The organism is Methanoregula sp., from assembly GCA_041645435.1.
Classification (GTDB): Archaea; Halobacteriota; Methanomicrobia; order Methanomicrobiales; family Methanospirillaceae; genus Methanoregula.
In genome coordinates this window covers 196,518-222,499 of the sequence record JBAZQB010000002.1, presented here as the reverse complement: position 1 = coordinate 222,499, position 25,982 = coordinate 196,518, and the positions used below count along the sequence as shown (strand labels likewise).

Annotated in this window: 23 protein-coding genes; 14 read left to right on the top strand and 9 right to left on the bottom strand. The window is 45.2% G+C overall.

Features of this window, described 5'->3' with window-relative positions; all coding sequences use genetic code 11:
* The first annotated feature begins 68 nt into the window (after positions 1-68).
* Both WC593_04730 and WC593_04725 read left to right on the top strand, forming a co-directional pair.
* On the top strand, positions 69-3,626 hold the full coding sequence (locus tag WC593_04730) for a hypothetical protein (GenBank protein ID MFA4824445.1): 3,558 nt from the start codon (positions 69-71) through the stop codon (positions 3,624-3,626).
* Positions 3,626-3,922 carry an acylphosphatase gene (locus WC593_04725; protein MFA4824444.1) on the top strand — a complete coding sequence of 99 codons (297 nt, stop codon included), beginning with the start codon at positions 3,626-3,628 and terminating at the stop codon, positions 3,920-3,922. The genes WC593_04730 and WC593_04725 overlap by 1 nt, the downstream gene beginning before the upstream one ends.
* Here WC593_04725 and cas1 read toward each other — a convergent pair.
* Positions 3,906-4,838 (bottom strand): CRISPR-associated endonuclease Cas1, encoded by a 933-nt coding sequence (gene cas1 / locus WC593_04720; GenBank protein ID MFA4824443.1) that lies wholly within the window; start codon positions 4,836-4,838, stop codon positions 3,906-3,908. The two genes, WC593_04725 and cas1, sit on opposite strands and share 17 nt — an antisense overlap.
* Positions 4,839-5,036: 198 nt before the next feature.
* On the opposite strand from cas1, the gene WC593_04715 reads away from it, so the two are divergent.
* The 3 genes from WC593_04715 to WC593_04705 are packed head-to-tail and all read left to right on the top strand — an operon-like array spanning position 5,037 to position 8,062.
* Positions 5,037-6,326 (top strand): phenylacetate--CoA ligase, encoded by a 1,290-nt coding sequence (locus WC593_04715; protein MFA4824442.1) that lies wholly within the window; start codon positions 5,037-5,039, stop codon positions 6,324-6,326.
* Positions 6,326-7,627 (top strand): phenylacetate--CoA ligase, encoded by a 1,302-nt coding sequence (locus WC593_04710; protein ID MFA4824441.1) that lies wholly within the window; start codon positions 6,326-6,328, stop codon positions 7,625-7,627. The genes WC593_04715 and WC593_04710 overlap by 1 nt, the downstream gene beginning before the upstream one ends.
* A complete protein-coding gene (locus WC593_04705; GenBank protein ID MFA4824440.1) occupies positions 7,628-8,062 on the top strand; it encodes an ACT domain-containing protein in 435 nt (144 codons plus the stop codon).
* Between the two features lie 7 nt (positions 8,063-8,069).
* On the opposite strand, the gene hxlA is transcribed toward WC593_04705, so the two are convergent.
* The 5 genes from hxlA to WC593_04680 form a co-directional block, all read right to left on the bottom strand.
* Positions 8,070-9,356 carry a 3-hexulose-6-phosphate synthase gene (gene hxlA / locus WC593_04700; GenBank protein MFA4824439.1) on the bottom strand — a complete coding sequence of 429 codons (1,287 nt, stop codon included), beginning with the start codon at positions 9,354-9,356 and terminating at the stop codon, positions 8,070-8,072.
* Positions 9,357-9,447: 91 nt separating this feature from the next.
* Positions 9,448-9,963, bottom strand: a complete 516-nt coding sequence (locus tag WC593_04695; GenBank protein MFA4824438.1) for a nitroreductase family protein — start codon at positions 9,961-9,963, stop codon at positions 9,448-9,450.
* Positions 9,964-10,015: 52 nt separating this feature from the next.
* A complete protein-coding gene (locus tag WC593_04690) occupies positions 10,016-11,062 on the bottom strand; it encodes a DUF3821 domain-containing protein (GenBank protein ID MFA4824437.1) in 1,047 nt (348 codons plus the stop codon).
* 158 nt (positions 11,063-11,220) lie between these two features.
* A complete protein-coding gene (locus tag WC593_04685; GenBank protein MFA4824436.1) occupies positions 11,221-11,784 on the bottom strand; it encodes a GMP synthase subunit A in 564 nt (187 codons plus the stop codon).
* A gap of 36 nt (positions 11,785-11,820) precedes the next feature.
* On the bottom strand, positions 11,821-12,831 hold the full coding sequence (locus WC593_04680; protein ID MFA4824435.1) for a TIGR00303 family protein: 1,011 nt from the start codon (positions 12,829-12,831) through the stop codon (positions 11,821-11,823).
* A 96-nt stretch (positions 12,832-12,927) separates the two neighbouring features.
* Between WC593_04680 and WC593_04675 the strand changes: the two genes are divergently transcribed.
* Together WC593_04675 and cobS are read left to right on the top strand one after the other, a co-directional pair.
* A complete protein-coding gene (locus tag WC593_04675; protein MFA4824434.1) occupies positions 12,928-13,362 on the top strand; it encodes a phosphatidylglycerophosphatase A in 435 nt (144 codons plus the stop codon).
* The gene (cobS, locus tag WC593_04670; GenBank protein ID MFA4824433.1) at positions 13,359-14,069 is read left to right on the top strand and encodes an adenosylcobinamide-GDP ribazoletransferase; all 711 of its coding nucleotides are present in this window, start codon (positions 13,359-13,361) and stop codon (positions 14,067-14,069) included. The genes WC593_04675 and cobS overlap by 4 nt, the downstream gene beginning before the upstream one ends.
* A gap of 221 nt (positions 14,070-14,290) precedes the next feature.
* Here the strand turns inward: cobS and WC593_04665 are convergent, their stop codons facing one another.
* Complete coding sequence (locus tag WC593_04665; GenBank protein MFA4824432.1) at positions 14,291-14,467, bottom strand: hypothetical protein; 177 nt, start codon at positions 14,465-14,467, stop codon at positions 14,291-14,293.
* Between the two features lie 293 nt (positions 14,468-14,760).
* Between WC593_04665 and tuf the strand changes: the two genes are divergently transcribed.
* From tuf to WC593_04650, 3 genes are read left to right on the top strand one after another with little or no spacing between them, the layout of a single operon-like run.
* Positions 14,761-16,038 (top strand): translation elongation factor EF-1 subunit alpha, encoded by a 1,278-nt coding sequence (gene tuf, locus WC593_04660; GenBank protein ID MFA4824431.1) that lies wholly within the window; start codon positions 14,761-14,763, stop codon positions 16,036-16,038.
* Positions 16,039-16,057: 19 nt separating this feature from the next.
* The gene (gene rpsJ / locus WC593_04655) at positions 16,058-16,366 is read left to right on the top strand and encodes a 30S ribosomal protein S10 (GenBank protein ID MFA4824430.1); all 309 of its coding nucleotides are present in this window, start codon (positions 16,058-16,060) and stop codon (positions 16,364-16,366) included.
* A gap of 9 nt (positions 16,367-16,375) precedes the next feature.
* Entirely contained in the window at positions 16,376-18,013 is a 1,638-nt protein-coding gene (locus WC593_04650) for a flippase activity-associated protein Agl23 (GenBank protein ID MFA4824429.1), read from the top strand.
* Positions 18,014-18,586: 573 nt separating this feature from the next.
* Here WC593_04650 and WC593_04645 read toward each other — a convergent pair.
* Together WC593_04645 and WC593_04640 are read right to left on the bottom strand one after the other, a co-directional pair.
* Positions 18,587-19,696: a hypothetical protein gene (locus WC593_04645; GenBank protein ID MFA4824428.1), complete on the bottom strand. Its 1,110-nt coding sequence runs from the start codon at positions 19,694-19,696 to the stop codon at positions 18,587-18,589.
* Between the two features lie 8 nt (positions 19,697-19,704).
* A complete protein-coding gene (locus tag WC593_04640) occupies positions 19,705-20,883 on the bottom strand; it encodes a tubulin/FtsZ family protein (protein MFA4824427.1) in 1,179 nt (392 codons plus the stop codon).
* Positions 20,884-21,076: 193 nt separating this feature from the next.
* Here WC593_04640 and WC593_04635 point away from each other — a divergent pair, with 193 nt between their 5' ends.
* From WC593_04635 to WC593_04620, 4 genes are read left to right on the top strand one after another with little or no spacing between them, the layout of a single operon-like run.
* Positions 21,077-22,315: an NAD(P)/FAD-dependent oxidoreductase gene (locus tag WC593_04635; protein MFA4824426.1), complete on the top strand. Its 1,239-nt coding sequence runs from the start codon at positions 21,077-21,079 to the stop codon at positions 22,313-22,315.
* Complete coding sequence (locus WC593_04630; protein ID MFA4824425.1) at positions 22,302-23,018, top strand: glycosyltransferase; 717 nt, start codon at positions 22,302-22,304, stop codon at positions 23,016-23,018. The genes WC593_04635 and WC593_04630 overlap by 14 nt, the downstream gene beginning before the upstream one ends.
* Positions 23,002-23,973: a lysylphosphatidylglycerol synthase transmembrane domain-containing protein gene (locus tag WC593_04625; GenBank protein ID MFA4824424.1), complete on the top strand. Its 972-nt coding sequence runs from the start codon at positions 23,002-23,004 to the stop codon at positions 23,971-23,973. The genes WC593_04630 and WC593_04625 overlap by 17 nt, the downstream gene beginning before the upstream one ends.
* Complete coding sequence (locus WC593_04620; protein ID MFA4824423.1) at positions 23,957-25,975, top strand: DUF2298 domain-containing protein; 2,019 nt, start codon at positions 23,957-23,959, stop codon at positions 25,973-25,975. Before WC593_04625 ends, WC593_04620 begins: the two co-directional genes overlap by 17 nt.
* The last annotated feature ends 7 nt before the right edge of the window (positions 25,976-25,982 follow it).

The window sequence follows — 25,982 nt, the reverse complement described above, 5'->3', positions numbered from 1 at the left end:
AAATTTTATTAACTAATTGGGTCAAATTGAGATAAATACCTGAATTTCTTTAACCGGGAAAATAAATAATGGTTAAACCCACGGAAATAATCGATAAAATTCAACAGGCGCTATCACCAGATGATTGGAAGATCGTAAGGGATAGTATTGATGATTTACACCAGACTTGGGGACGACAGGCAAAAAAAACAATTGTCTCTGATCTTAATCATCTCCTTGTTGATACAGCCATCAAATCAAACAATCCTGCCCTTTTGTATGCCCTCCCCAGTATTCCAAGCAACGAATTAGATGCCTTATTCTCAAGCATTCTTGGGCAGTTCATTAAAACAAAGAATGATGCATGGCTAAAATCACTTCTTTTCCTGTCAGATATCTTAGATAAAAAAAGTTATCAGTCACGTGTATTTGCATTGATCGCACGGGATCTCATTGAAGCCGGCGTATCTCATTCTGATCCTTCGTTTATCGAACAGGGTATGATCATGCTCGAACGGATCAGCTTCAGGAAGTACCGATCTGATATCATGATCGACATTATACCACTTTTGATAGTCTGGTCGATCACAACACGTGATGAAAAACGTCTCCGTAGTTCACTCAGTCTTATTGAGGATATCAGCGATATCTCAAAACGTGCGGTCCTTCACTCTGAACTTGCAAAAGCAATTGCAACTATAGCAGTTCTGGAAAGGAATCGTCCATTATTCATAGAGAGTATCAAAATTGCATCCGATATTCACCAGAAGATCCGTAGACAGAACTGCGTAAATTTAATCATTGAGAATGGAATTAAATCTGCGTTTTCCGGAGAATTGTCTGATATTACAGAATTTATCCGTAACTTTGAAGATAGTAACTCGGATAAGCAACTTGAGATTATCAGCGCCCAGGTAGATCAGCTTCTCGAACGCGAAAAGGACAAACAAAAGATCGCCAAAATACTACAATCCCTCTGTGAGACCCTACCCTTTGTTACGGGAACTCTTATCATTGATCTTCTCAGGAAGGCAGAGCAATCAGGAGATATCTGGTATCTTGAATCTGCAATGACACTTCAACAGCTTGAAAAAAATCCTGATAAATACCCAATACGGGAGATAATCAAAGCAGGAATCTCTGTTTCCCGTCACTCGAATGAAATAAACATGCTTTCTGAACTGGTACCCATTATTGAAAAAAACTGCAATACTGAATATTTATCCCGGGTTTATTTTCAGTTTTCACAAATTATTGTCAGTTCAGGAGATTTTGAATCAGCACTCGACATATTTGGGAAAGTCAATCATGAATCCGAAAATATTTCTTCCTACACAGATTGCTTAACCAATCTCCTGATCACTGGAGTAAAAAAGAATTCAATTGCAAAGATTAACAGTTCAATTCTCCAGACGATTCCCGTAGAAATTTCCTATAATGCGATATATCAGGCAGTCATTAAAATTTCTAAGGACTCTTCTTTTGATGAAATAATCCCCCATATCCATTCTATGAAAGATCTTATCCTTTTACATCCCCGAAGGGATTCTCTCTTTCTTGAATGCATCACCCTTCTTGTGGACCGGGGTATCCTCAATACTCATGAACCGGATATCCTGATAAAACTCGCGGATTCTATCAAAGAATTGTCATTAAAAGAACGAGCTATTTCAAGTATTGTCATAAAAATTGCCCAAATTGGTGTGCAGCGAAAAAACCGTGATTTCCTTCAGAGAGCTGTTGGACTGACCTGCCAGATAAATGGACAAAAAACCCGATCTGCCACATTGAGCAGGATTATCGATGAAGCAGCGATCCTGGCAGCTCAGCAGGGAGATCTTGATCTCCTTTTAAGAATGAAAGAATGGAGCAATTCCCTTCTTGAAAAAGATCTGGCAGTCTTGGCAATGGCTAACATCATTGAGGGAATAATAAAATACTCAATTGATAACCGATCACCTGAGGCGCTCGAAAAGGCGTACATAATCGCACAGGATATCGATGCACCTGCATTAAAAACCCAATTACTTGAACGTATTGCTAAGTGTTTTATTGAAATTGGATGTATTTTACTCAAAGAACCGTTAATTCAATCACGTACTCAAGAGGTTTCAATGACTGTACCTCCATTCGAGCGCGCTCTGGAGATAATTAAAAAAAGTGTAAAACCCCAACAGATCTCCCTTAAAATTGCTGGATTAATAGATGTGATAATCTCCTATTCAAAAACGAGTGACAATCCGGATTTTATTATCCCTCTTGCGATATACTCTGTTGAAATCAGTAATGCATTAGAACGGGATGCGATGATGTCCCGGATTATCTCAAACCTCAACGAGGATACTCCCCTTCACGGTTCGACTGATCCCTATGAAATAATGGCATACCTCCTTCAGAGAAGTGAACGAGCCCGATCAAATCCAATTACTATCAATCTGATGTATCGCGTCCTTCACTTGATACAAGATCCCTACAATCGTCTCACAGGGTTACTAAACCTTGCAGATTCTGCATTTAAATCGGGGGATACGGAACATTCATCAGAAATTCTCAAAGAAGTTTTTGATTCATTACAAAATCTTCCGGCAGAATATCAGAAAGTAATTGTTTTAGCGGATCTGACAACACTATTCTGCCATATCGATCAGAAAATGGCAAAGAATTGCCTTGATGTGGGAATTCAAATTCTGGAATCCGTAGAATTTCCCAATAGCACGATTGCCCGCCGGCAGATTATTTTTGCAATCGTCAGCCTTAACACAATCACTCCCGACAATTCATTAGTTAATGTCGCATTCAATATCGTATCGAAAATCAAAGAACCAGTCGATTACATCAATTCACTTATTGCAATGTTCCGAATGGTAAGTTACGATAGTGATCAATGTGTTGAATTGCTCACTTTAATGGTGGAGGCTGCAGAAAAAATACCCTCACCCTATGAACGGGCATCAATAATTCTGGATATTATCCCTTTCTCACTTCAATATAGTAAAGATGAAGCATTCCTGCCTTTACTAAAAAAGGCAGATACATTAACAAAACATATCAATATCCAGTATATCGCTGACACAATCCGCGACAATGTTGCCCAGACATATTCGATGCTGTACACAACACGGAATAATAAGAAATATTTCAGCTATGCAATTGATACTACAAAGACTATTACCGATGATGAGTTGAGACATCATCGCTTTATGCAGCTGGGGCAAAAAGAGTCTCATGAGATTCCCAGTCATTATAGTAAGATCAGGGCAGTGTCGGAAAAAATTATTGATGACGGGGCTCATCCCAACCAGATAGCCTCACTTGAACGAATTATCCGTTCGGTTGCCGATCGCGGAAAAGAAGCGATCTTTTTCTGTGACCTTTCAATTCTATTCAGAAGAGAAGGCAATAGAAAACTCTCAAAACGCATGATGCAAAGTGCAATAAAAGAGGCGCAGATAATCCGGCCACTTTCCCGAAGGGCTTATGTTATGTGTGATATTGCTATGAAGAGTCATGCTGCTGGTTGTGAAAGTGCTGCTCAGGATGTCCTTGATTGTGCCATTGACGCAGCGACAAATATTCGCCAGTCAACTCTCCGTGATGAAGTGTTCGATGAACTCGGACATGCAATTAAAATTATGCAGGGGATCTGATGGTGAAAACAATAGAAATATTCATCTCGGGAAGGGTCCAGAAAGTCGGATTCAGGGCATGCGTACGGAGAATCGCCACCGATTTGAAACTTAGCGGAACGGTTATGAATTTACCTGACGGAAGGGTCCACATTTATGTAACCGGTGAATTGATGATTCTTGAAAAATTTGTATCAATGGTGTATGGTTGTCCCCGTGCAGTAATCCGCGATCTCCGGCAATCAGAAATTCAGTTAAAGGTTTTTGACGACTTTTCAATTATCAAAGGAGAGGGACGTATCAGTACAGGGCTTTAAATTCACCATTATTACGTATTGCATTTGAGAGATTTGATACCTGTTCATCGATTTTGTTATTGTTTATTGTATCATGAAATGTTTTAATGAGATTTCTGATTAATTCATCTGATAGCATGCACCGATCATTGGTGAGTTCATAATCTTCAGGTATAAGGGATTCGCGGGCGATCCTAAAAACTACTTTATCAATCATTTCAGATTTCATCGACTCAGCAATATCATTGACCAGACCCCCATTACCTTCATGCAACAGGCCAATGTCAGGGTCCAACCTCGCCCCGATCAGTGAAACACAGCAATTGCCAAACAGCATTGCATAACCAAATGAGAGCATGGCATTGATGGGATCTATCTGAGGACGCAATGTCCGTCTCCGAAATCCAAATTCGGGCTTGGTGTTGCGCGACATGATCTCATAATACATATCAGAGGTCAGGCGGTGCAGACGGCGGATCTCGTCGAGTTTGATCAGGTATGCCATTTCCTCTAAGGACTTATGAAGGAAATCCGACTCACCTTCATAAAAAAGCACCACATTCTGCGTCTCCTGCAGGCGATTAATAGCGACAAGGCGGGACTTCAATGCTCCCTGAGCAATAACCGTTGCATAGCGATGTCGTGATCCGGTTTGCTGTGCATGATACACCTCCGGATCGTTATGGTAGCCGAAAGGGCTGATAATCCCAATTGGATTCCCATCTGGTTCGAAAAATGAGATTATTGCACCTTTTTTTATGAGCTGCGTAATCGTTCCCGAGCTTATCGTATGGCCACCAACGATGAGAAGATTTTTTACAGATTCAAGAGGGTATTCTTCAACGCTGTTTTTTTTCTGGACAATTAGCTTTGTTTGTGTCGATTTGATATGAGAGCCAAACCCGCTAACCGACAACCAAGGATAATTCGTTTCCATAAACCCCGTATGATCCTTCCCAATTCAGATAATTACTACCACATTTCCACAGATTAAATCATCGTTGTACCTTTTAGGGAAGTAGAGAGTAAGTTACAAAAGTCCGGTTCCCAATATTACCTAAATTCTGCATTTTCGGTGGATATATACCGTAGTCAAGACATAATTTGTCATGCGATAGCATAACAGAGGTCGGAGATGTTCTGGGATAAGCAGATTGAAACCCTGAAACCTGATGATTTACAGGCACTTCAGCTCAAACGTTTGAAGAAAACGATAAACCAGGCACAAAAAGTTGGTTTTTTTAAAAAGCGTCTTTCCGAGGCAGGAATCACGACATCATCGATAAAAACACTGGATGACATCCAGAAAATACCTTTTACCAAAAAACAGGATCTTCGGGATGGCTATCCTTTCGGGTTGTTCGCAGTTCCTCTAAGGGATATCGTCCGCATCCATACAACATCGGGAACAACAGGAAAACCTACGGTTGTTGGATACACAAAAAAAGACCTTGATGTCTGGGCAGACCTGATTGCACGCAATATGACCATGATCGGTGTTGGAAAGGATGATATCTTCCAGAATATGGTCAATTATGGCATGTTCACTGGGGGTCTTGGTTTCCACTATGGTGCAGAAAAAATAGGGATGACGGTTATCCCCAGCGCCACAGGGAATACCAAACGCCAGATCGAAATGATCAGAGATTTTGGCGTGACAACAATTCACTGCACACCCAGTTACGCAATGCATCTTTCGGAGGTTGCAGAAGAGATGGGTGAATCTCTCGATAGTCTCAAAACAGGAATTTTCGGGGCTGAGCCATGGTCAGAAAGTGTACGGCACACTCTTGAAAAAAGACTTGGTGTAACAGCGTACGATTCATATGGCCTGAGCGAGCTCTTTGGACCGGGTGTTGCATTCGAATGTGAGGAGCGTGACGGGCTCCATATCTGGCATGATTCCTATCTGGTTGAGATCATTGATCCAATTTCCGGAGACCGTGTCTCAGATGGAGAGCGTGGGGAGTTGGTAGTAACCCCGCTGGTCAAAGAAGCCATGCCTCTGCTGCGATATCGTACCGGTGATGTTACGATGCTGATGGAAGATGGCTGCCTGTGTAAAAGAGCGCAGAAGATCGCCAGAATCACGGGAAGAAGCGATGATATGCTGGTCATCCGGGGTATCAATGTGTTCCCCTCCCAGATTGAACACGTGCTCCTGAAAATCCCTGAAGTCGGCAATCAGTTTATGGTATATATCGACAGAATAAATCATCTGGATGAAATGACGGTGGAAGTTGAGATTAACAGAGACTTTTTCAGTGGCGAACTCACGGATCTGGCAAGAATCCAGAAAAAAGTAGGAAAAGAACTCCGCGATGCCCTGGAGCTGCGAACAACGGTCAGGCTTGTTGAGCCAGGATCATTGCCGCGTTTCGAAGGAAAGGCAAAGCGAGTGATAGACAGAAGGGAGGCGATTTGATGAAATGTTGGGATCCACGCATCGAGGAAATGCCCAAAGAAGATCTCCAGCGGATGCAGTACAAACTGCTAAAGAGTCTGGTGTACCGATTGTACAGTTTCTCTCCGTTTTACCACGACCGGATGAAAGAGCAGAAAGTCCACCCGGATGACATCACTAAACTTTCTGATGTGCATAAACTCCCGTTCATGTTCAAACGGGATCTGAGAGACAATTACCCGGATAAGATCTTCACGGCAACGCAGGACGAGCTCGTCCGCTATCATGTGTCATCGGGCACCACAGGAAAACCAACCGTTGTTGGTTATACACAAAACGACATAAACACCTGGACAACCTCACTGGCCCGTGCCCTTACCTCAATCGGACTGGGCAGAGGCGATGTAATTCAGGTAAGTTATGGATACGGTCTCTTTACCGGGGGACTTGGTATGCACTATGGTGCCGAGAGGATTGGAGCAACCGTAATCCCGACAAGTGTAGGAAATACCGAACGCCAGATAGAACTCATGCAGGATCTGGGAGCAACCGCTATTGCCTGCACACCCTCGTATCTCCTCCATATAGGTGAAGTTGCAGAGAAGATGGGAGTTAATATCAAAAAAGATACCCAACTGCGCACCGGAATTCTGGGTGCGGAGCCATGGACGGAGGGGATGCGCAACCGCATTCAGGAGTGGCTTGGTATCAATGCATATGACATCTATGGTACCAGCGAACTATCAGGCCCGATGTTTACTGAATGTGCGGAACAAAAAGGATTCCACATCTGGTCGGATATCGCACTGGTAGAGATTATAGACCCCAAAACCGGTGAATCACTTGAAGCTGGGGAAAAAGGCGAGCTCACTATCACTATCCTTCAGAAAGAAGCCCTCCCTATGATACGGTATCGCATCGGGGATATCACCACAATGGAGGAAGATACCTGTGCCTGTGGCAGAACTCACCCAAGGATCCAGCGTATTCAGGGAAGAGTAGATGATATGCTCATCATACGGGGTATCAACGTCTTCCCCTCACAGGTCGAGTATGCGCTGATGGCAATTCCTGAAGTGGGGGAGCATTTCCAGATTGTTGTCGAGAAGAGAGGAGCTCTCGATGACATGCTTGTCCGTGTCGAACTGAACAAGGAGTCATTCAGCGATAAAATCAATGATCTTATGCAGATACGGCAGAAGGTTGAACACCGGCTCAGGAATTCGTTGAACGTTAATGTAGATGTCGAATTAGTCGAACCGGGCTCATTACCAAGGTTTGAAGGTAAATCAAAGAGGGTAATTGATAAGAGGTCGATGTAAATGGACACACAAAAATATGTAATCAGGCAGATTTCAATATTCTCTGAAAACCGCCCGGGCAGGCTTGCAGCCATTGCTCATGCATTGGGAGAGGAGAAGATCAATATCCTTGCTTTCAGCATCGCAGAAGCAAACGGTTTTGGCGTTGTGAGAGCACTGGTGGATCACCCGGAAAAAGCGCATGACAAACTGTTATCAATGGGATTTAATATCGCATTTACTGATGTGATTGCAGTTCGTATGAAAGATCAGCCGGGCGGTCTCTATGAAGTGGCAAAAATTCTGGGAGATGCGGGTATTAATATCGAGTATTCCTACGCATATTCCGGAAAAGAAGGTGCAGTGCTCATCCTTCGTGTAGATTTAGTTGAAGACGCGATAAAAAAGATTAAAAATTCTGGTGCAATTCTTCTGGAACGAAGCGTGTTCCACTAGAACTGCATCACTGTTTTTCCCATTTTATTAATTCTGCTACTTGAGAGAGTGTACTCCCTCTGCGGATCTCTTCCCGTATTCGTTCTTCGTTTTTCCTTACTTCCAGTGCCCTGCGTGCTACTTCATAAGCTCGCCCCGCGGGAATTACCACGACACCGCTTTCATCACCAACAATCCAGTCACCCGGGCAGACATACTGTCCCGCACACTGGATCTCCGAATTGATCTCCCCAAATCCTTTGGGTTCTCCTGCATTTGGCACGATTGCTTTTGCAAACAGGGGAAACTTCATTGCCCGTATATCATCGACATCCCGAACAGCCCCGTCGATAACAACACCCGAGATACCTTTTGTTACACAACTTAACGTAGCCAGTTCTCCCCAGGGGGCTACATGTGTACATCCGTCGTTGTTAATCACGATCACTTCATCTTTTCTGGCAACATCGATGGCTTCCACAGGTTTTGCCCAATCCCCGGCAAGCGTCTGGACGGTGACTGCCCTTCCTACCATTTTGACATTTCCGCATATTGAAAAAATCCCCGTCATCGCTCCCTTACGGTGCATTGCATCCGAGATATTGGGGGTCGAAACCTGCATTAAAAGGGATCGGATATTTTCATCCGCGGATTTTTTTTTGATCGGTTTAATCGAGGGATGGTCCATTGCAGCACGGATCTTTTTTGTTGAGCCGGTTACATCTGAAGAGCGGACAATGCCTCCCCCCACAATGACAATATCTGCCCCACCCTGCACTGCTTCTCCGGCACTCTTATAATCGATTCCGCCGGCAACTGCGAGAGGAACGTGAATTTTTCCTGATAGAGAGGTCAGGAGTTCAACCGAATCCCTTCCGGTCATCTGCTGGTCTATGCCGACATGGGCACAGATAATATCAATGCCAAGGGATTCGAGGTGGCAGGCTTGGGAAACAGGATCCTTGACATTGATCAAATCCGCCATTATCCGAACTCCATATAGCCGGGCTGCGCGGATTGCCTCTTCAATGACCGCATCATCTGCATCCGCAAGCACACATACAATATCCGCACCCGCCTTTGCAGCCATCTCCACTTCCAATGTACCAGTATCGGCAACTTTCATATCAGCAACGATAACCGTATCAGGAAAACGTTCCCTCATCGATCGAATTGCGGACATTCCTTCACTTTTTATAAGGGGGGTTCCAACCTCAATCCAGTCTGCACCGCCATCAATAGCTTCCTGTGCGATCTGCAAAGCCCGTTTCAATTCAAGAAGATCCAGTGCTACTTGCAGAACCGGTTTATTCATGATCAATGATGTTATTGGCCTGATGCTTAATAATTCCGGGGTTTTTGAGTATTGGAATGTTTTTTAAGAAAAAGGTGATCACATAATTAATTCACGCATATAAATCAGTTTCAAATTTTTCATGGAAGACTATTTTTTTCATTTCCTTTTTATTTGTCATTGAAATCTCAGCGGGAAGACCGGCCGCGATGAGTGAGACTAATACATATTGATCGGGAACATCAAGCAGGACACGAATCTGGTCAGCATACACTTTTTTCTCTCCGGCAACCCAGCAGGATGCAACCCCGTGAGCCTGCAAAGCCAGAATAATGTTTTCTGTTGCAGCACAGCAATCCTCAAGATAGTAGGTTTCTTTCTTCTCGCCAAAAACCGCAATGCATAAGGGGCATTCTGCAATGAACTTTCCATGATCTGCGATTGATGCAATATTCGCAAGTACTTCTTTATTTTTAATAACACCAAACAACCACGGCTGGAGATTCATTGCTGTGGGTGCCTGCGCAGCACATTCAAGCACGTCTTTTATTATGATAGCACTGATAGAATCAGGTTTAAATTTCCGTACACTATGACGGGATTTTATCACGGTGGTTACTACATTCATACACCGGAATGGAAAAGTAAGTTAATAAAAGGTTGCGAACCGGGAAAAATGGTTATTTATTGTTTTTTTGTGCAAATACCAGTACTGCTATTATGGCTAAACCCGAAAGGATAGCTTCGAATCCGGCTGATTTTGTTTTTGTGGGGATCAGTGTCGGTTGCAGAGTAACTACGGTTTCGGCAGTTGTGGGAGTGGCTGAGGGTATCGGGGGTTGAGTGAGGGAAGGCATGGGAGTATTTTTAGATGTCGTCAGTTTCGGAGTTGGAAAGGTTGTAGCTTTTGTAGTAGGAGTGCTTGTCGGGGAGGTAGGATTTGTTGTCGGCATATATCCACCGATAAGAGGATTCTGATCCTGATTTAGTAAACTGATTTTTCTGCTTATAGTCTTACCCGTCACACCATAATTGTCTTTCATGCTGTTGACGTTACATTCAGCCCATATCGTATACCTTCCTGGGGGATAGATAGCTCGATTGCTGGTACCCCAGATTGAATCGGTATATTGGGGGCTTGTTTGAACATGATAATCAACGATGGATGTTGTACCTCCGGTTTTGCTGATCAATGATGAAAAAATCGCTCCATCAGGAGACTGGACTTTGATAGTTATTGGGGTCCACGATTGACCTGTTCTTCCTGATATGGGCACCAGATTTGTATCAATCCTGAAACGGAGTTCGTCATCTGTGGGTACCCATTTATCTGTCACATCAACATTGACCGAAGTGTCCTCGACAATAATATCCAGTTGTGGATCTGCTATATTGAATGCCGTTCCATTTGCTTTTCCCAAGGAGTTAATGTGGTACCATACACCGGTTTGAGACCCAAATGTATTTGGAGAGACGGAGAAACTTGTAGGATTTGAAACAGGTACAATACCCGTGGGGGCACTGTCTGTAATCGATGCTGCGGATGCCCACCATCCAATCTGTGTATCCCCTTCCATTGCAAGGGTTATATCGAGTCCCTGTTCGCCAAGAAAAACCGTTTCGCCAAGACGTATTGTACTGATTGCAGCAAACACAGGACTAATCAAAAAAAGGATCCCGAATATCAATAAAACACAGCATTTTGCGTTTTTGCTTATCATATTCATCCATCTTTCCTGCTAATATATAAAATTTACAAACCCAAAAAAAACGGTCCCGGAGAAAAAGAGCGGCCGGTCTTTGAGATGCACATCAGTATCGGGCAGGATTTCGAGCGCGGGATCCTGTGCCCTTCATATTCCCGGCAGCACTGATATCCGGCGGGTCATCCCCTGTTCTCAAGCGTGAGCAGGTTGAAATTTTCAAAAATACGGTTCCCCTGAAACGTATGACTCACTTCCGGGTGCCACTGGAGCCCGTATATCTGTTTATCCGGAAGGGCGATTGCCTCGTTATTGCAGATAGATGAACGGGCAAGCAGCGTAAATCCATCCGGTAACCGTGATACTTCATCGGCATGCGATGCCCAGACGCTCATGTTGTCCGGGTAACCTGCGAGAATATCATCATGTTGGCAGATTTCTATTTCAACCGGGCCGTATCCTCCGCTGCGACCGGGATGCACGTCCCCGTTAAATTTTTTTGCGATGATATGAAGGCCAAGGCAGATCCCCAGTACCGGTAATCCGAGGTCGAGATACTGGCTGCAGTTCCCTGCACGCTCTATGGCCGGGCCACCTCCAAGAATGATCCCCCTGCATCCTTCCGCAACCTGTTCTTGAGAAGTAGTATTGGGCACCAGTTCCACATCGATCTCCAGATCCCGCAAAGCACGGTGGATGAGGTGATTAAACTGGCCGAAGTTATTGACTACATAGATAGGACGCATCATGATGAGGTTTGTATTGATGTACTATAATTCTGTTCAGCTGTAGGCACTTACCGTCTTTAGGATTTTTGCCCGGATCTCTTCAGGTGAGTGGCCAAGGAGATAAGCAAGACACATCGCCCCGCCAGCACCCATACCTTCCTTGACTTCCCCTATGCAATACCTTGCAAGGCCGGCATGCCCGATGTCCCCGAAATCCGGGTCAACATAGTAGATCTTTACCCCAATCTGCCGGGCGATCTGCCCGACATTGGCGGACGGGTCGTCCCGCACATAGGATGTGGTGACTACAGAGGGGAGACGCAATCCCAATGCCCTGATTATTGCACTCACCGCCAGCATCTGGGTGCCCCCGGCAAGGAGAAGGTGGCCGGTATAGGTGCTGGAAATTCCGGCCGCAACGGGCATCATCGGATCTCCGGTATATCGTAGTACATCCAGTGGTGCGGTCATATGGTCTGCCCTGACCCGTGCAAGCGCCATCCGGCAGATCTCTTCTTTCTGGGTAACCGGATTGTCAACAAAACTGCTGCTCACCGATGCATCGTACCCCAGTGCACGCAGTACACAAAGCGCCGTAGTAGTCCCTCCGGGCACACATTCTCCCAGCACGACAAGGTCGCTGGATGCGGAAAGAAATTTACCCATCCGTTTTCCCTGTTCGAACAATGCCTGTGCCTGCGGAACTGCATCGCGGAACCGGGGATCCTCGCCAATCTGCCCGTACACGTCAAGGCAGGGGACGGTAGGGGTATGGCGGAGCCCGGCGTTGATAAATAATGGTTGCAGGTCGCATAATTCCATCATTGACCGGGTAATCGATGCCGGTGTTGGACAGCCCGTAGGGGTGTTTGGTTTTATAGGATAACTCGTAATTGCACCCTGAACAATGAGCTCCGCATCCAGTATTGGGGTGAGAAGGGTGTTATCTGGAGTTGACCCGGCACCTGACACTCCCGGCACGGTGGAGAGCAGGGTATTTCCCAGAATCGCGCAGAAGAGCGGTTTTTTACACGTGACATCTGGTATTTCCGAGAGGAATCCCATAAGAATCTACTCATATATTTCTCTGCATTCCAGTTTGAAGATATCGGTAAAAATCCACAACGGTATAATAGTCCATTCGGTACAACACCTATTCATATGTTTGAAATTGAACAGCGGTTGCGCGAGAACGGCATCACGCTTGAAGATATTGTCGATGCTGCCATGGGACTTTATGTCTCCCACGGCATGCCGGAGGAGGAGGCGGCAGAGGAGATCATGCGCAAAATCAGGAAGTATCTGGCCGATCCCAACGTCGCATCGCTCCTCCTTGGGGCAATCCTTCTCGAAGACGAACTCTACAATAAACGAAAAAATTCAGAAATTGCCGATGACCCGGTCTTTCTGTTGAGCGATGAGATCCTCGGTATGGCGATTGCAGAATGTATCGGGGGTACCTATGCACGGTTTGAATTCACCCGGTATGACCAGAAAAAACCGGGAATACTCGCAAAGCTCGGACCGTTTCTCGATGACGCGGTCGCAGGTCTGATCGCCGGATGCACATCCCGACTCTACAGCGAATGCATATGAAAATTCTCCTTTCCCTCCTGCAGTTTACCACCATTCTTCCGCTGGGCAAACCGCAGGATCTCGAACCGTTTGCCCGCCATTCATATCTCTACCCGTTAGCAGGCTACGTCATAGGGGCACTTGTAGCACTCCCGGTTTTTTTTATTGCGAACCAGACGATTGCAGCAGCGGTTGCCATTGCCCTGATCATGCTGATATCAGGTGCCCATCATTTTGACGGGCTCCTGGATTTCGGGGATGGGTTAATGGCGCACGGGGATCGGGAAAAGCGGATCAAGGCACTTACAGACCGATATATAGGAGCTGGGGGTGTTGCTGCTGGTATCGTGATCACACTCCTCCTGTTTGCTGGATTTCAGGCTTCAACTTCACTCGTATTTGCTATAATTATAGGAGAGGTCTGTGCAAAATTTTCAATGACAGTTCTTACCGTATATGGCACTCCATTCAGGCAAGGTATTCACAGTTATCTCCACCAGTTCTCACAACCCCACTTCCTGCTCATTGCCGCACTTTTGTGTGCGCCACTTCTCTTTATTCCCATGGCTCCTCTCAAATTGATAGGTGCCATCTTAGTTGCACTATTATGCCCGACAATAATGCTCCTAATTTCTAACCGTTTGTTTGGAGGGGTGAATGGCGATGTTGTAGGTGCTACAAATGAGATTACAAGGGCAGGTGTCATTCTTGCTTTGGTGATAATTTGATTTTTCACTTCTCTCAAAAACCTATTTTCTGTTTGAATTGATTATTAAATTCATTTGAAAAAAATGCCGATAGTTCAAACGATATAGAGAATATTATGAACTAGGTGTACAGGCGCGCAAGGTGTGACAGGCTTATTTGTAAGCCGGTTGATGAATTCCATTTCAGGAAATCCATGGAAAATATTAAAAAAGATTGCGGAATAATTTACAAAAAACGAGATCTAGTACATTCCTGCAAACCCTTTATTTGCGTCATCATCGCATTCGATTGCCGAGCCATCCCGGACTAACGTGTTGAATAACATTGCAGCATTCATCAGATTATCATCGGATGCAGATCCTTTTCTGATTTCATTTAGTGCCTGCTGCTGGGGTGTCGGATTTAGTCGTTTTGCCACCCACACGCCTTTACAATATCTGCAGTATGCACAATGACTGTATACAGATACATCTCCATCAGCACACGAAACAAGTACCCGGTTTTTTTTCTCATCTCGCTCGAACGGCAAGGTCTTCATACAGAAAGGGTATTCAACCATCCGATATGATAATGCCGATGTGTATTTTACCTGTTAAAAAAGCAAAATCTCCGTCAATCGAAATGCTTTATATAGATGGGTCTCATATAAGTAATACTCGCATAAACTGACTGTAAGCGGACAGTCCCACACATTTATTTGGAGGAAGATTAATGGCATCTGACAAGCCCCACATGAATCTGGCTGTTATCGGACACATCGACCACGGAAAGTCAACAACCGTCGGAAGAATGATGTTCGAAACTGGTGCAGTACCTGCACATATTATCGAAGGTTACCGAAAGGAGGCTGCATCAAAAGGTAAGGCCACCTTTGAGTTTGCATGGGTTATGGACAACTTAAAGGAAGAACGTGAGAGAGGTATCACCATTGATATCGCCCACAAGCGGTTCGATACACCCAAGTTCTACTTTACAGTCGTAGACTGCCCAGGACACCGAGACTTCGTCAAGAACATGATCACCGGTGCATCACAGGCGGATGCAGCAATTCTCGTGGTTGCAGCTCCCGATGGTGTAATGGACCAGACGAAAGAGCACGTATTCCTTGCCCGAACCCTCGGCATTACGCAGCTCATCATCGCCATCAACAAGATGGATATGGTAAAATTCGATGAGAAGCGGTTCAACGAAGTCAAGAAGGATCTCTCCGATCTTATCAAGATGGTAGGGTATAAACCTGAAGAGACTATGTTCATCCCGATCAGTTCACTGGGTGGCCAGAATATCAAGGTTATCAGCCCTGAAACCCCGTGGTACAAGGGTCTGGCACTCATCCCGGCACTTGACACGTTCAAGGAACCCGCGAAACCAACTGAAAAACCGTTCCGTCTTCCAATTCAGGATGTCTACAGCATCAGTGGTATTGGCACTGTACCGGTTGGTCGTGTTGAGACGGGTATCATGAAGAAAGGAATGAAAGTTTCCTTTATGCCTGCCAACAAAGACGGGGAAATCAAATCCATTGAGATGCACCACGAAGAGATCCCACAGGCATTACCCGGTGACAACATTGGATTCAACGTCCGAGGTATCGCAAAAGGTGATATCCGCCGTGGTGATGTTTGTGGACCTGCAGAGGCACCGCCAACTGTTGCAGATGAATTTACTGCACAAATCGTCGTGCTCCAGCACCCCAGTGCACTGACTGTTGGATACACCCCGGTCTTCCACTGCCACACAACCCAGACTGCCTGCACCTTCATGGAACTCCAGAAAAAACTTGACCCCCGCACCGGTCAGACCAAAGAAGAGAACCCGACGTTCCTCAAGAGCGGCGATGCAGCAATTGTTGTTATCAAACCAACAAAGCCGATGGTTATTGAAAATATCAAGGAACTCCCCCAGCTGGGACGGTTCGCAGTCCGTGATATGGGAACAACTATTGCCGCGGGCATGTGTATTGCCATTAAGGCAAAACAAATGAGATAATTTTTTTTGGAGACATACCATGCAAAAAGCCAGAATTCGCCTGACAGGTACAGACTTTAATAAAGTAGAGATGGTCTGCGACAAAATCCGTGAGATAGCAGAACGCACAGGAGTGAATCTGGCCGGTCCGATACCGCTCCCAACCAAAAGGTTGGTTGTTCCAATCCGCAAGAGCCCTGATGGTGAAGGGACTGCCACATGGGACCGCTGGCAGATGCGTGTGCACAAACGCCTTATTGATATCGATGCAGACGAGCGTGCACTCCGCCAGCTCATGCGCATTCAGGTGCCAAAAGATATCGGCATTGAGATCGTATTAGAGAGTTGAAGGTGCGGCATGCAGCAGGCCGCATGCATCTCAGAAAAAATTAAAAATTTTTTCACTTTTAATAGGATTTTTATTTTTATCCTTATTGTCGCTGTATTTTTACGGTTCTGGAACCTTGATCTCAAACTCCTCCACCATGATGAAGCAATCCATTCATGGTTCTCCTATGAATTACTCACAAAAGGGACCTGGATGTACGATCCTAGCTACCATGGACCCTTTCTCTATTATGTTACCGCCGGTATGTTCTCCCTATTTGGGGATTCCGATCTGGTAGCCCGGTTGCTTCCTGCCCTCTTTGGCACGCTATTAATTCCCCTGGTATACTGCATTTATCGCATAGGGTATATCAATAAAAATCAGACTCTGCTTGTTGCCCTGTTTATCGCACTATCTCCGGATATGGTGTATTTCTCCCGCTTCCTGAGACATGACATATTCATGCTCTTTTTTACCCTGCTTCTTCTTGTTGCTATTCTGTATTATTTCGAACGTGGACATACGCGATTTGCAATTATCGCAGCTGTTGCAATGGCCGGAGCACTCAGCTGTAAAGAGGAGATGCCGGTAATCCTTCTCATTTTTGCTTCATTTTTAGTTTTTGCACTCTGGAGAAGACGCTTAACTCTCCCACCCAGATGGAAACAGGATCTGATATTCTGCTTTATACTGACCGTTGCTCTCATGGGAATCCTGTATTCAGCGTTTGGCATGCATATCGAGACACTTATAGGTCAGAATTTCCAGATGAATACCAGTGGCTGGTACAAAGCTATCGAACACTGGACCACCATGCACAACCAGCAGCGTCTTGGCGGTCCGTTTTACTTCTACATCCCCTTTTATTTCCTGTATGAACTGCCGATCTTTATCCTTGCCATCATCGGTACACTCCAGTTCATGCTTACGGGGATTGATCTCTCTATCGCATTCAAACGGTTGAAAAATATCATTTTAACATGTAAACTTTCTTTAACAACCGGAGAACTTGCTGAAATAAGTCTCCATCAACTAAAAAATTCTCGCTCGGCTTATTCAAAATCTGATGAATTTTTCCGGTTCTGTATTTACTGGATGATCCTGACCATGGCATTCTATGCATATGTCGGAGAAAAAGTACCCTGGCTGCTCATCCCCCAGCTGCTCCCCATGTGTTTTGTCGCAGTATACAAGCTGAACTGGCAGAAGATCGCATTTGCACTTGTTGGATGTATCTTCCTTGTGACAATGACCTGGCATGTCGCATTCATTCCAATGGATATCAATGAGCCAATTGTCCAGGTTCAGAACTCTGAAGATATGCGTGAGGTGATGTACCTTATTGATACATCCAATAATGTCGTTATTGCATCAAAGGATTACTGGCCCCTCCCGTGGTATTATCGTGGTGATCGCTGGAACAAAATTCAATTCTATGGCGAACGGGCTGAAAAAAATAAGTTAACAGAGAAAAATCCTGGTGTAATTATTCTTCATGATACCGAAAGCTATCCAGTTATCGACAATTATGATAAAAAAACCTATAAACTGAGTTATTGGTTCTCATTCTACGATAATGAAAAAAGATTGATCGATTACTATCTTCGCCGGGATGGGAAGATAGGTAGTATCAATATTGATGTTTTTACTATTCGGAAAACCGCATAATTTTTCTTTTTAATATTGGGATAGGAAAGACATAGAATATGAGTATTTTTTTGAATTTCATGACCTCTTCACAATACTCACTTTTAAAAACATTACTGCGATACAAGAGTACGGCGATAAAAAATTTAAGATTTCAATAAAGTTGGATTTGGATTAAAACCATCATAAACAACAGAATATAAATCAATTACAACATGAAGTTTTTACCCTTTATATACTAGACTTATCCCAATGGAACATTATGAGCGGAGCCCATTAACTGTTTTCATTGAAGGGTTGGTTCCAATCTTTTTTTGAAAACGTTGATTTTTTGCAATATTCTGGTTTTTTTATAGTCCATGAGATCTATCCAAGTTATTGTAAAACGACTGAAAATTTCTACTAAACAAGGGAGTATCTATTATCCAAACATAACGATGTTAAGGTTAACCATAACACCAAGAAGTCACGTTTTGTTAATAATATAAACCAAGATATTTATTGCCCTAATCATTAGTTAAACGGGAAAAATAACAGGATAAAATCGCCAAAAGGATCAAAAAACCTGCACAAAAATAATAAAAAGGAAAGAGATTATCCGAGCTCGTCCCAGCGGGAACGTTTTCGGTATATTACAATTCCCACAGCAACCAGAATGACAACTACAACACCTAATACAATAAAGATTCCACCAGGGATCTGGGGTAGAGAGAAACTGAAGCCGGACATCAGTTGTTTCTGGCGTGCAAGCGCATCAATATACGATTCATTGCCTTTCGTAAAGGCTTCCTGTGCTTTTGATCGAGCCTGTGAATATTCTCCACTTGCGATCTGATCATTTGCCGTAGAAATATAGCTGACCGCAACCTCACGTTTTGCAACAATGGCAGGCAGTTGCTGGTCTTCAGCGGTGGTCTTGTTACCTTTGAACCATGCGATTACATTATCAACATTGTTGATTGGGATCTGTGCTATGGCAACTTCATTCTCTGCCCATGCTTTATCAAGAGTTTTTTCACCATCGCTGATACTAGACTGAGCGGCAGTCAAGTCAGTCAATGCATCTGTATATTGGGCTGCCGAACGAGCACGTGCAGAATCTATCTTCTGTTTTGCTTCATTGTATTTTGTTTCAGCGGCGGAGGTATCGATACCAAGGACTGCCTTCTCATCAATGTGAGTTCTGTACGTCTGGAGTTCGGTATCACGTTCGGCAATTACTTTGGGCACCTCAGCAGTATTGATCACTTTAGCGATGCGCTCAACCTTGGTGCTGGAGATTGCCCGTCCCTGAGCATCCATCTCCTGTATTCGGATAATTGTTTTATCTGTTGTTTCGGTGACAGTCGGTGTTTTACCTTCGAGGGTTGCTCTGACAGCAACTGTATCCGAAGACTTGTAGGAAAGTTCAAAACCAGTGATGGTAAGGGTGCGACCACCCATTGCCGGGCGAACATTTTCAACACCATTCACTATGATTGTGTAGGCCCACTTGGGGTTCTCAAGATCGGTATAGAACTGGAGATCATCCCCCGAAGGAAATACTCCAGACAATTCTACCTTATATGATGCTGTAACCGGAGTGCCAGGAATCAATGATCCCGAAGGATCTATTGAGACCGATGATACAGAAAATGCTGATACAGCCGAAATACAGAATAACAGAATTGCAGTTAAGATAATCCACGTTTTAAAACCCTTCATTGTCAACCTCACTCAAATAACGGATCAATACCTTCCTCAAACATATTCGATTTTTTCTCCTTTGACTTAATAACATCTTCCTTTGTTTCCTTTGCAATATCGAGAAGCTCTTTGATTCTCGGGGCATTACCAACCGTGGCTAACATCACGACTACGGCAACATATTCACTGTTTACCGGGTAGTCCCCGCCACGCACTTCAACACCGGCAATATTTTCCTCAACCCAGCTCTTTGCCTTTTCAATACCTTTCCGGTCCATCTCGCCCGGAGGTCCGGCAATGAGAACCAGTGCACGTTCTGCAGTGGAGTAATCGCAGGGGAGGGTAAGTCTTCCCAGCATGGCCCGGCGCACGAGGGAGATAATTTTTGCAGACTTGTCCTCCCCCATCAGGGCTTCCTCATTTGCCTCTTTCTTTGGACCGAACTTGTCTTTAAGTCCCCCAAAAATTCCACGTTTGTCTTTCGTGGTCTTACTCATAACTTCGCTGATCGCATATCCGACAGAAGTGATCCCACCGCCGCGAAGGGTATTGATAATCTCACTTGAATCGACCACCATCTCCCCAACACCCATCTTGCTCACTTCTCCTGCACGGAAAAGAACGCTAAAACGCCGGACCACCTCATTATTCAGCCGGTTGAACGCAGTTTTTACACTTTCCCCTTCATTTTTCCAGGCACTATTATCAAAAATAAACGTATTGTCGGCCTCATTTACAAGTGTGGTCAGGCTCCTTGCCGCATTATAAGAATAGAGTCGTCCTTCTTCAGGTGCCGGAATAATTCCCAGTGCATAAACGGGTTCGCGATAGATTCGTTTGAGATGGCGAGCAAGAACCGGTGATCCTCCTGAACCCGTACCGCCTCCGAGACCCGCGACAATAACAAATGCATCCACATCATGAGTGCCCCTCATATCAATCGCACTGATAATGCTGTCAATTTCATCGGCTGTTACACGAGCGCCGGTCACGTTGTCGGTACCTACTCCATGGCCTTTAACCATAGTCTGACCAATGAGAATCCTGTCCTTCATCTCGATATTTTTTAATCCCATCAGATCGGTTCGCGCAGTATTGACGGCAATGCCTCTGAAACTGTTGGTACCGAGCTTCTTATCCTGCTCGATAAACATATCAACAATTTTACCGCCCGCCTGGCCGAATCCTATGAAAAATACACGCATCTGGTGACACCATCCAATGGGCTAAGAGATAATTATTTTCTTTTAATTCTTTTAAGTCCTTTTGCTCGTATGAACCTTTAATTCGACAATACAAAAACTTTCTTATAAAATCTTCGAGGGTACAATAGAAAATTTTCAATTGTTTGCGGAGGATTTTTCATTTGGCCCTGAAAAATACTATAGAATATTCATCATGAAGATCGGGATTATCGGGGGAGGGTTGACCGGGCTTGTCGCAGCTCATGCCCTATCGGGGGAACATGAGGTTGATATTTTTGAGAAAATGCCCTTCCTTGGGGGATGTCTCTCATCTTATCCCATCAACGATTACTGGATTGAACGCTATTATCACCATTGTTTTTCCACCGATACTCACCTTTTTACTCTTATTGATGAACTGGGGCTGTCGGAAAAACTCGAATGGAAGACCGGAACAACCGGTTATTATGCCAAGAAAAAAATCTATGCCCTCAATACACCCATGGAGATCCTGCTTTACCCTGAACTCTCCATAGTTGATAAAGCCCGACTGGCCTATCTTACAATAACGGCAAAAAATGCCGATCTCAATGCGTTGGATGACATACCGGCAGATCAATATATCGTTGAACATCTTGGAGAGAATGTCTATTCTTCGTTTTTTGAACCGCTCTTGAAAAGTAAATTCGGGGATCAGAGAAAAGATGTGTCTGCAGCATGGCTTATAAGCCGAATTGCCATTCGTTCAAACCGGGGTGTATCGGGAGAACATCTCGGTTATCTCAAAGGCGGTTTTCACCACCTGATCGATGCCCTTGGGCATTCCATTGAAAGAAGGGGCGGAAAAATCAGGAAACAACAACCGGTTTCATCGATTCGCCATGAAAAGGGATACTGGACTATCAATGACAGCCGTTACGATGTAGTAATCTCAACAATTCCACCACAGGCACTTGCGAAAGCAGGGGGGCCTACAATGCAATCGATACCTTACCAGGGAGCTGCCTGCATGACCCTTGCCATGGATCGGGAAGTGACACAGGGAATTTACTGGCTGAACATGAAGGATGCTGCACCCTATGGGGCTGTGGTTACTCATACAAACTTTATTTCCAGAGAGCATTATGGCGAGCATATTGTTTACCTGGCATCATACTTTTCCGGAACGGTTCCGGAACAACTCGACCGCCGTATGCTTGATGACTTCTGCAACCGCTTTTCCATTGCTCCACAAGAAATCCATTGGCATAAAATGGCGATTGATCCCTTAGCGGGCCCCGTCTATACAACCGGCTACCGCTCGTTAATCCCCGCATACGAACAGAAAGGACTCTATCTGGCAGGAATGTTTTCCCAGCCCAATTATCCCGAACGGAGTATGGAAGGATCAATCCGTGCCGGGCAGGATGTTGCAGCGTGCATAAACGTACGGAGTGCCCATGACATATCCTGAAGTCACGGCAATCATTCCTGTGTACAATGACCGTAAGTCACTTGAGATTGCCATTCCGCGATCGATTGAGATACTAGGAACTATCACGGGCAATTTTGAGATTATCGTGGCGGTGGATGGTAGTATTGATGGGAGTGCAGAATTTGTCCAGACATATACAACACGGGACATGCGGGTGCGGCTTTTGCACAGTGATGATCGTCTCGGGAGAGGAAAAGCCCTCAGTCGGGCGATCCACGATGCCAAAGGAGCAATTGTCTGCTATTATGACGTCGATCTCGCCACGGACATACGCCATCTTCCCGAGCTGATAGCAGCTATCCGAAACGGGGCAGCAATCTCAACAGGATCCCGATTGATGCCTGCCAGCGATATTGTTCGTACGAGCGGGAGAGAGATTGCAAGCCGCACATACAATTTCCTTGTCCGGCTGTTTCTTGGCAGCAGGGTTTTTGATCACCAATGTGGGTTCAAGGGATTTGACAGAACTCACATCATTCCTCTCCTTCCGACAATCAAGTCGGACCACTGGTTCTGGGACACAGAGATCCTTGTCCGGGTCCAGCGCAAGGGCTACCGGGTTGCTGAATTCCCGGTACGCTGGCGGGCAGGCAAGGGAACAACAGTAAAACTAAAAGATGTGTTTGAGATGGGATCATCCATCCTGCGTCTCTGGTGGCAGATTCATGTACAAAAAAATTAGCGCAATCGTTGTTCCCACAATTCTCGCCTTCGGAATTATTGCATATATGCTGTACCGGGTATGGGGAGATCTGCTCGAAGCACTTCAGCATATAGTGCCACAATACCTGGCAGCAGGAGTCATCATATGCCTCATGGCATGGTGGCTGAGAGGCTGGCGATACCATACTATCCTCAAAAGTCTCAATTGTCCGGCCAGCATTACCATTGCAACAGCATGCATATTTGTCAGCCAGACCGTCAACCTGATCGTACCTGCACGACTGGGGGATTTTGTGCGTGTATTCATCCTGAAACATGAATACAACACCACGTACTCTGAAGGAGTTTCTTCCCTTGTTGTCGAACGGGTTTTTGACATAGTCACCATCGCTCTCCTCGGTGCAGTATCACTCCTGTTCGTTCTGAATGTGCGTTCAGAATTTTATATTATCATTTTCGTCCCGATCATTGCTGTAGCCATATTTTTTATCTTTTTGTTGTTCATCGGAAAATTTTCATCGGAAAACCGGTATATCCAGATTATCCTCAATATGCTCCACGAGATCAAACGAGCATCTCTTACCCTGCGATCTGTCGTCCTGCTGGGAAGTTCTTCCCTTGTGATCTGGCTTTTGGACATCCTCGTCTGCTATGCTGTTGTGATGATGTTCCAGCAGCAGATCCCCTTTGCAATTATCGTTCTTGCGATTGTGATTGGTAATCTCGTAAAGGCGGTTCCCATTACCCCCGGGGGTGTTGGCACGTATGAACTTTCTCTTGCCATTACCTTCGGTCTTGTGGGAGTTGCACCGGCAGTTGCTACCCTGATTGCCGTGATCGACCACTTGATCAAAAATCTTGTTACCCTCGTGGGAGGAATTGTCTCGATCTATTATTTCGGGGACTGGGTAATTCCAAGTATTAAAAATGCATTTAACATAAAATTCGGGGGAGAGGATAAACCTGAGCATTGAACAGCAGATCTTCTCGGTCATCTGCTGGCTTCTTGTCCTCACACTGATCCAGATCTCCCTTTACCCATCGCTGAAAAAAACATTCGGCAGTTTTGCCTTTCCAGCCGCATTCTCTGCCTCGCTCCTTATCTTCACTATTATCTCATGGTACTGTGGACTAAGCCACCTGCCGGTTCAACTCGCTCTGCTGCCTTTCTTTGTACTGCTTGTGTATCATATCTGGCACCGGGATTACACGTTTGGCGAATTGAAAAAAGAGTGGCGCTGGGAACTCCTGTTCCTCATCTGCTTTTTACTGATGCTCGATGTACGGTTTGTCAATCCTACTATCTCCTATGCAGAGAAGTTCATGGACCACGCATTTCTTGCATCAGTGATACGGACCCCCATTGTTCCCCCTCTTGACCCGTGGTTTGCCGGGGGAACATTAAATATCTACTATTATCTCGGGTACTGGATGTTCGGCTGCCTTGCGATTGTGAGCGGTGTTCCGTCAAACATTGCATTTAACCTAGCACTCCCCACGGTATTTGGCATTGCGGCAGTGAATGTGTATGCCATCGGAACACTGGTGCTTAACCGGTTCCGCTGGCTCCCGCTGGTGATTTTTTTCTTACCAAATCCTTCATTCTTTTACCAGATTTTGCAGGGGAAAGCAATGAATACGGTACTGTGGGACAGCACGCGGACCATAACAAATACCATTAATGAGTATCCCCTCTTCTCGTTCATCTGGGGAGATGTCCATGCCCATGTCGTCTCCATCTTCAACCAGGGGTCCCTGATCTTCCTGCTCCTGTTTGCCTACCAGCGGTGGGAATCACTTGAATCAAGGGGGAGATGGCTCCTCTGCATACTTGCCGCACTCAGTCTTGGCTCCATGCCCCTGTTCAACACATGGGATGTGCTGATCTATGCCCCAATTACCCTTGTCTTTGGTGCACTGATTCTCTGGCGCTGCAGGAAAGATTGGTTCCCGAGCAAAGCATGGGCATTACTCGTTATTGTGCCTCCCGCTGCCATTCTCTGCTACCTGCCATTCTACCTGCAATTACAGACCCATACCGGAGGGCTATCAATAGTGCAGAGCGCCTCTAATCCGGTCGAGTTTTTACTCGTAAACGGCTGGTTCATTGCACTTTTTTATGTATTTCTTATTCGGGATATCGTTAAGCGCCCGTACCTTTTGCTGGTTGCCATTCCTTTTGCATTTTTAGGATATACCGCAGCAGCCATTGCAGTGATTCCGGCTACCTACTTTATTGCAAGATTGGCACAAAAAAGAGAAACTGACAGCGCCGGGCTTCTGGCGATTCTCGGCCTTGTAATTTTAATCTTCTGCGAATTGTTCTATCTCAAGGATAATATGGGTGACACTTATTTCCGGATGAACACGGTCTTTAAATGTTACCTTCCCGCATGGATCCTGCTCGGCATTGCTGCATTCACTATAGCAGGACAATGGCTGGAGAACTGGGGGAAAATTCCAGTCATTCCCTCCCGGCAATCGGCAGTACTAACCTTGACTGTTATCGGCATACTTTTTGTTGTGCCCTTTGTTGTCCCTTTTACCGTCAGTTATGGAACCCATACTCTTGATGGACTGGCTTACATAAAGGACTCGCACCCGGGGGATGCTGCTGCAATAGTTTTCTTGCGATCGCTCCCCGGCAACGAGATCCTTGTTGAAGCAGAGGGGGGCGATTACACGTATTATTCCCGGGTATCGTCCTTCACGGGGATTCCCGGCATTATCGGCATGCCATTCCACGAGTTCATGTGGCGTGGAGATGATACCGGGTGGTTCGGTACCCGGAACAATGACATACGGACAATTTATGAGCAGCCGGAAAAGACAATTTCTCTTATGAAGAAGTACCAGGCCACACTCCTCTATATAGGCGATGCAGAGCGTGAGCGCTACAAGGTAAATACCTCAACTTCGGGTCTTGAGTTGGTTTATTCCGCAGGAGGGACCCAGATATATCGTCTCTCCGGATAAACGCCGG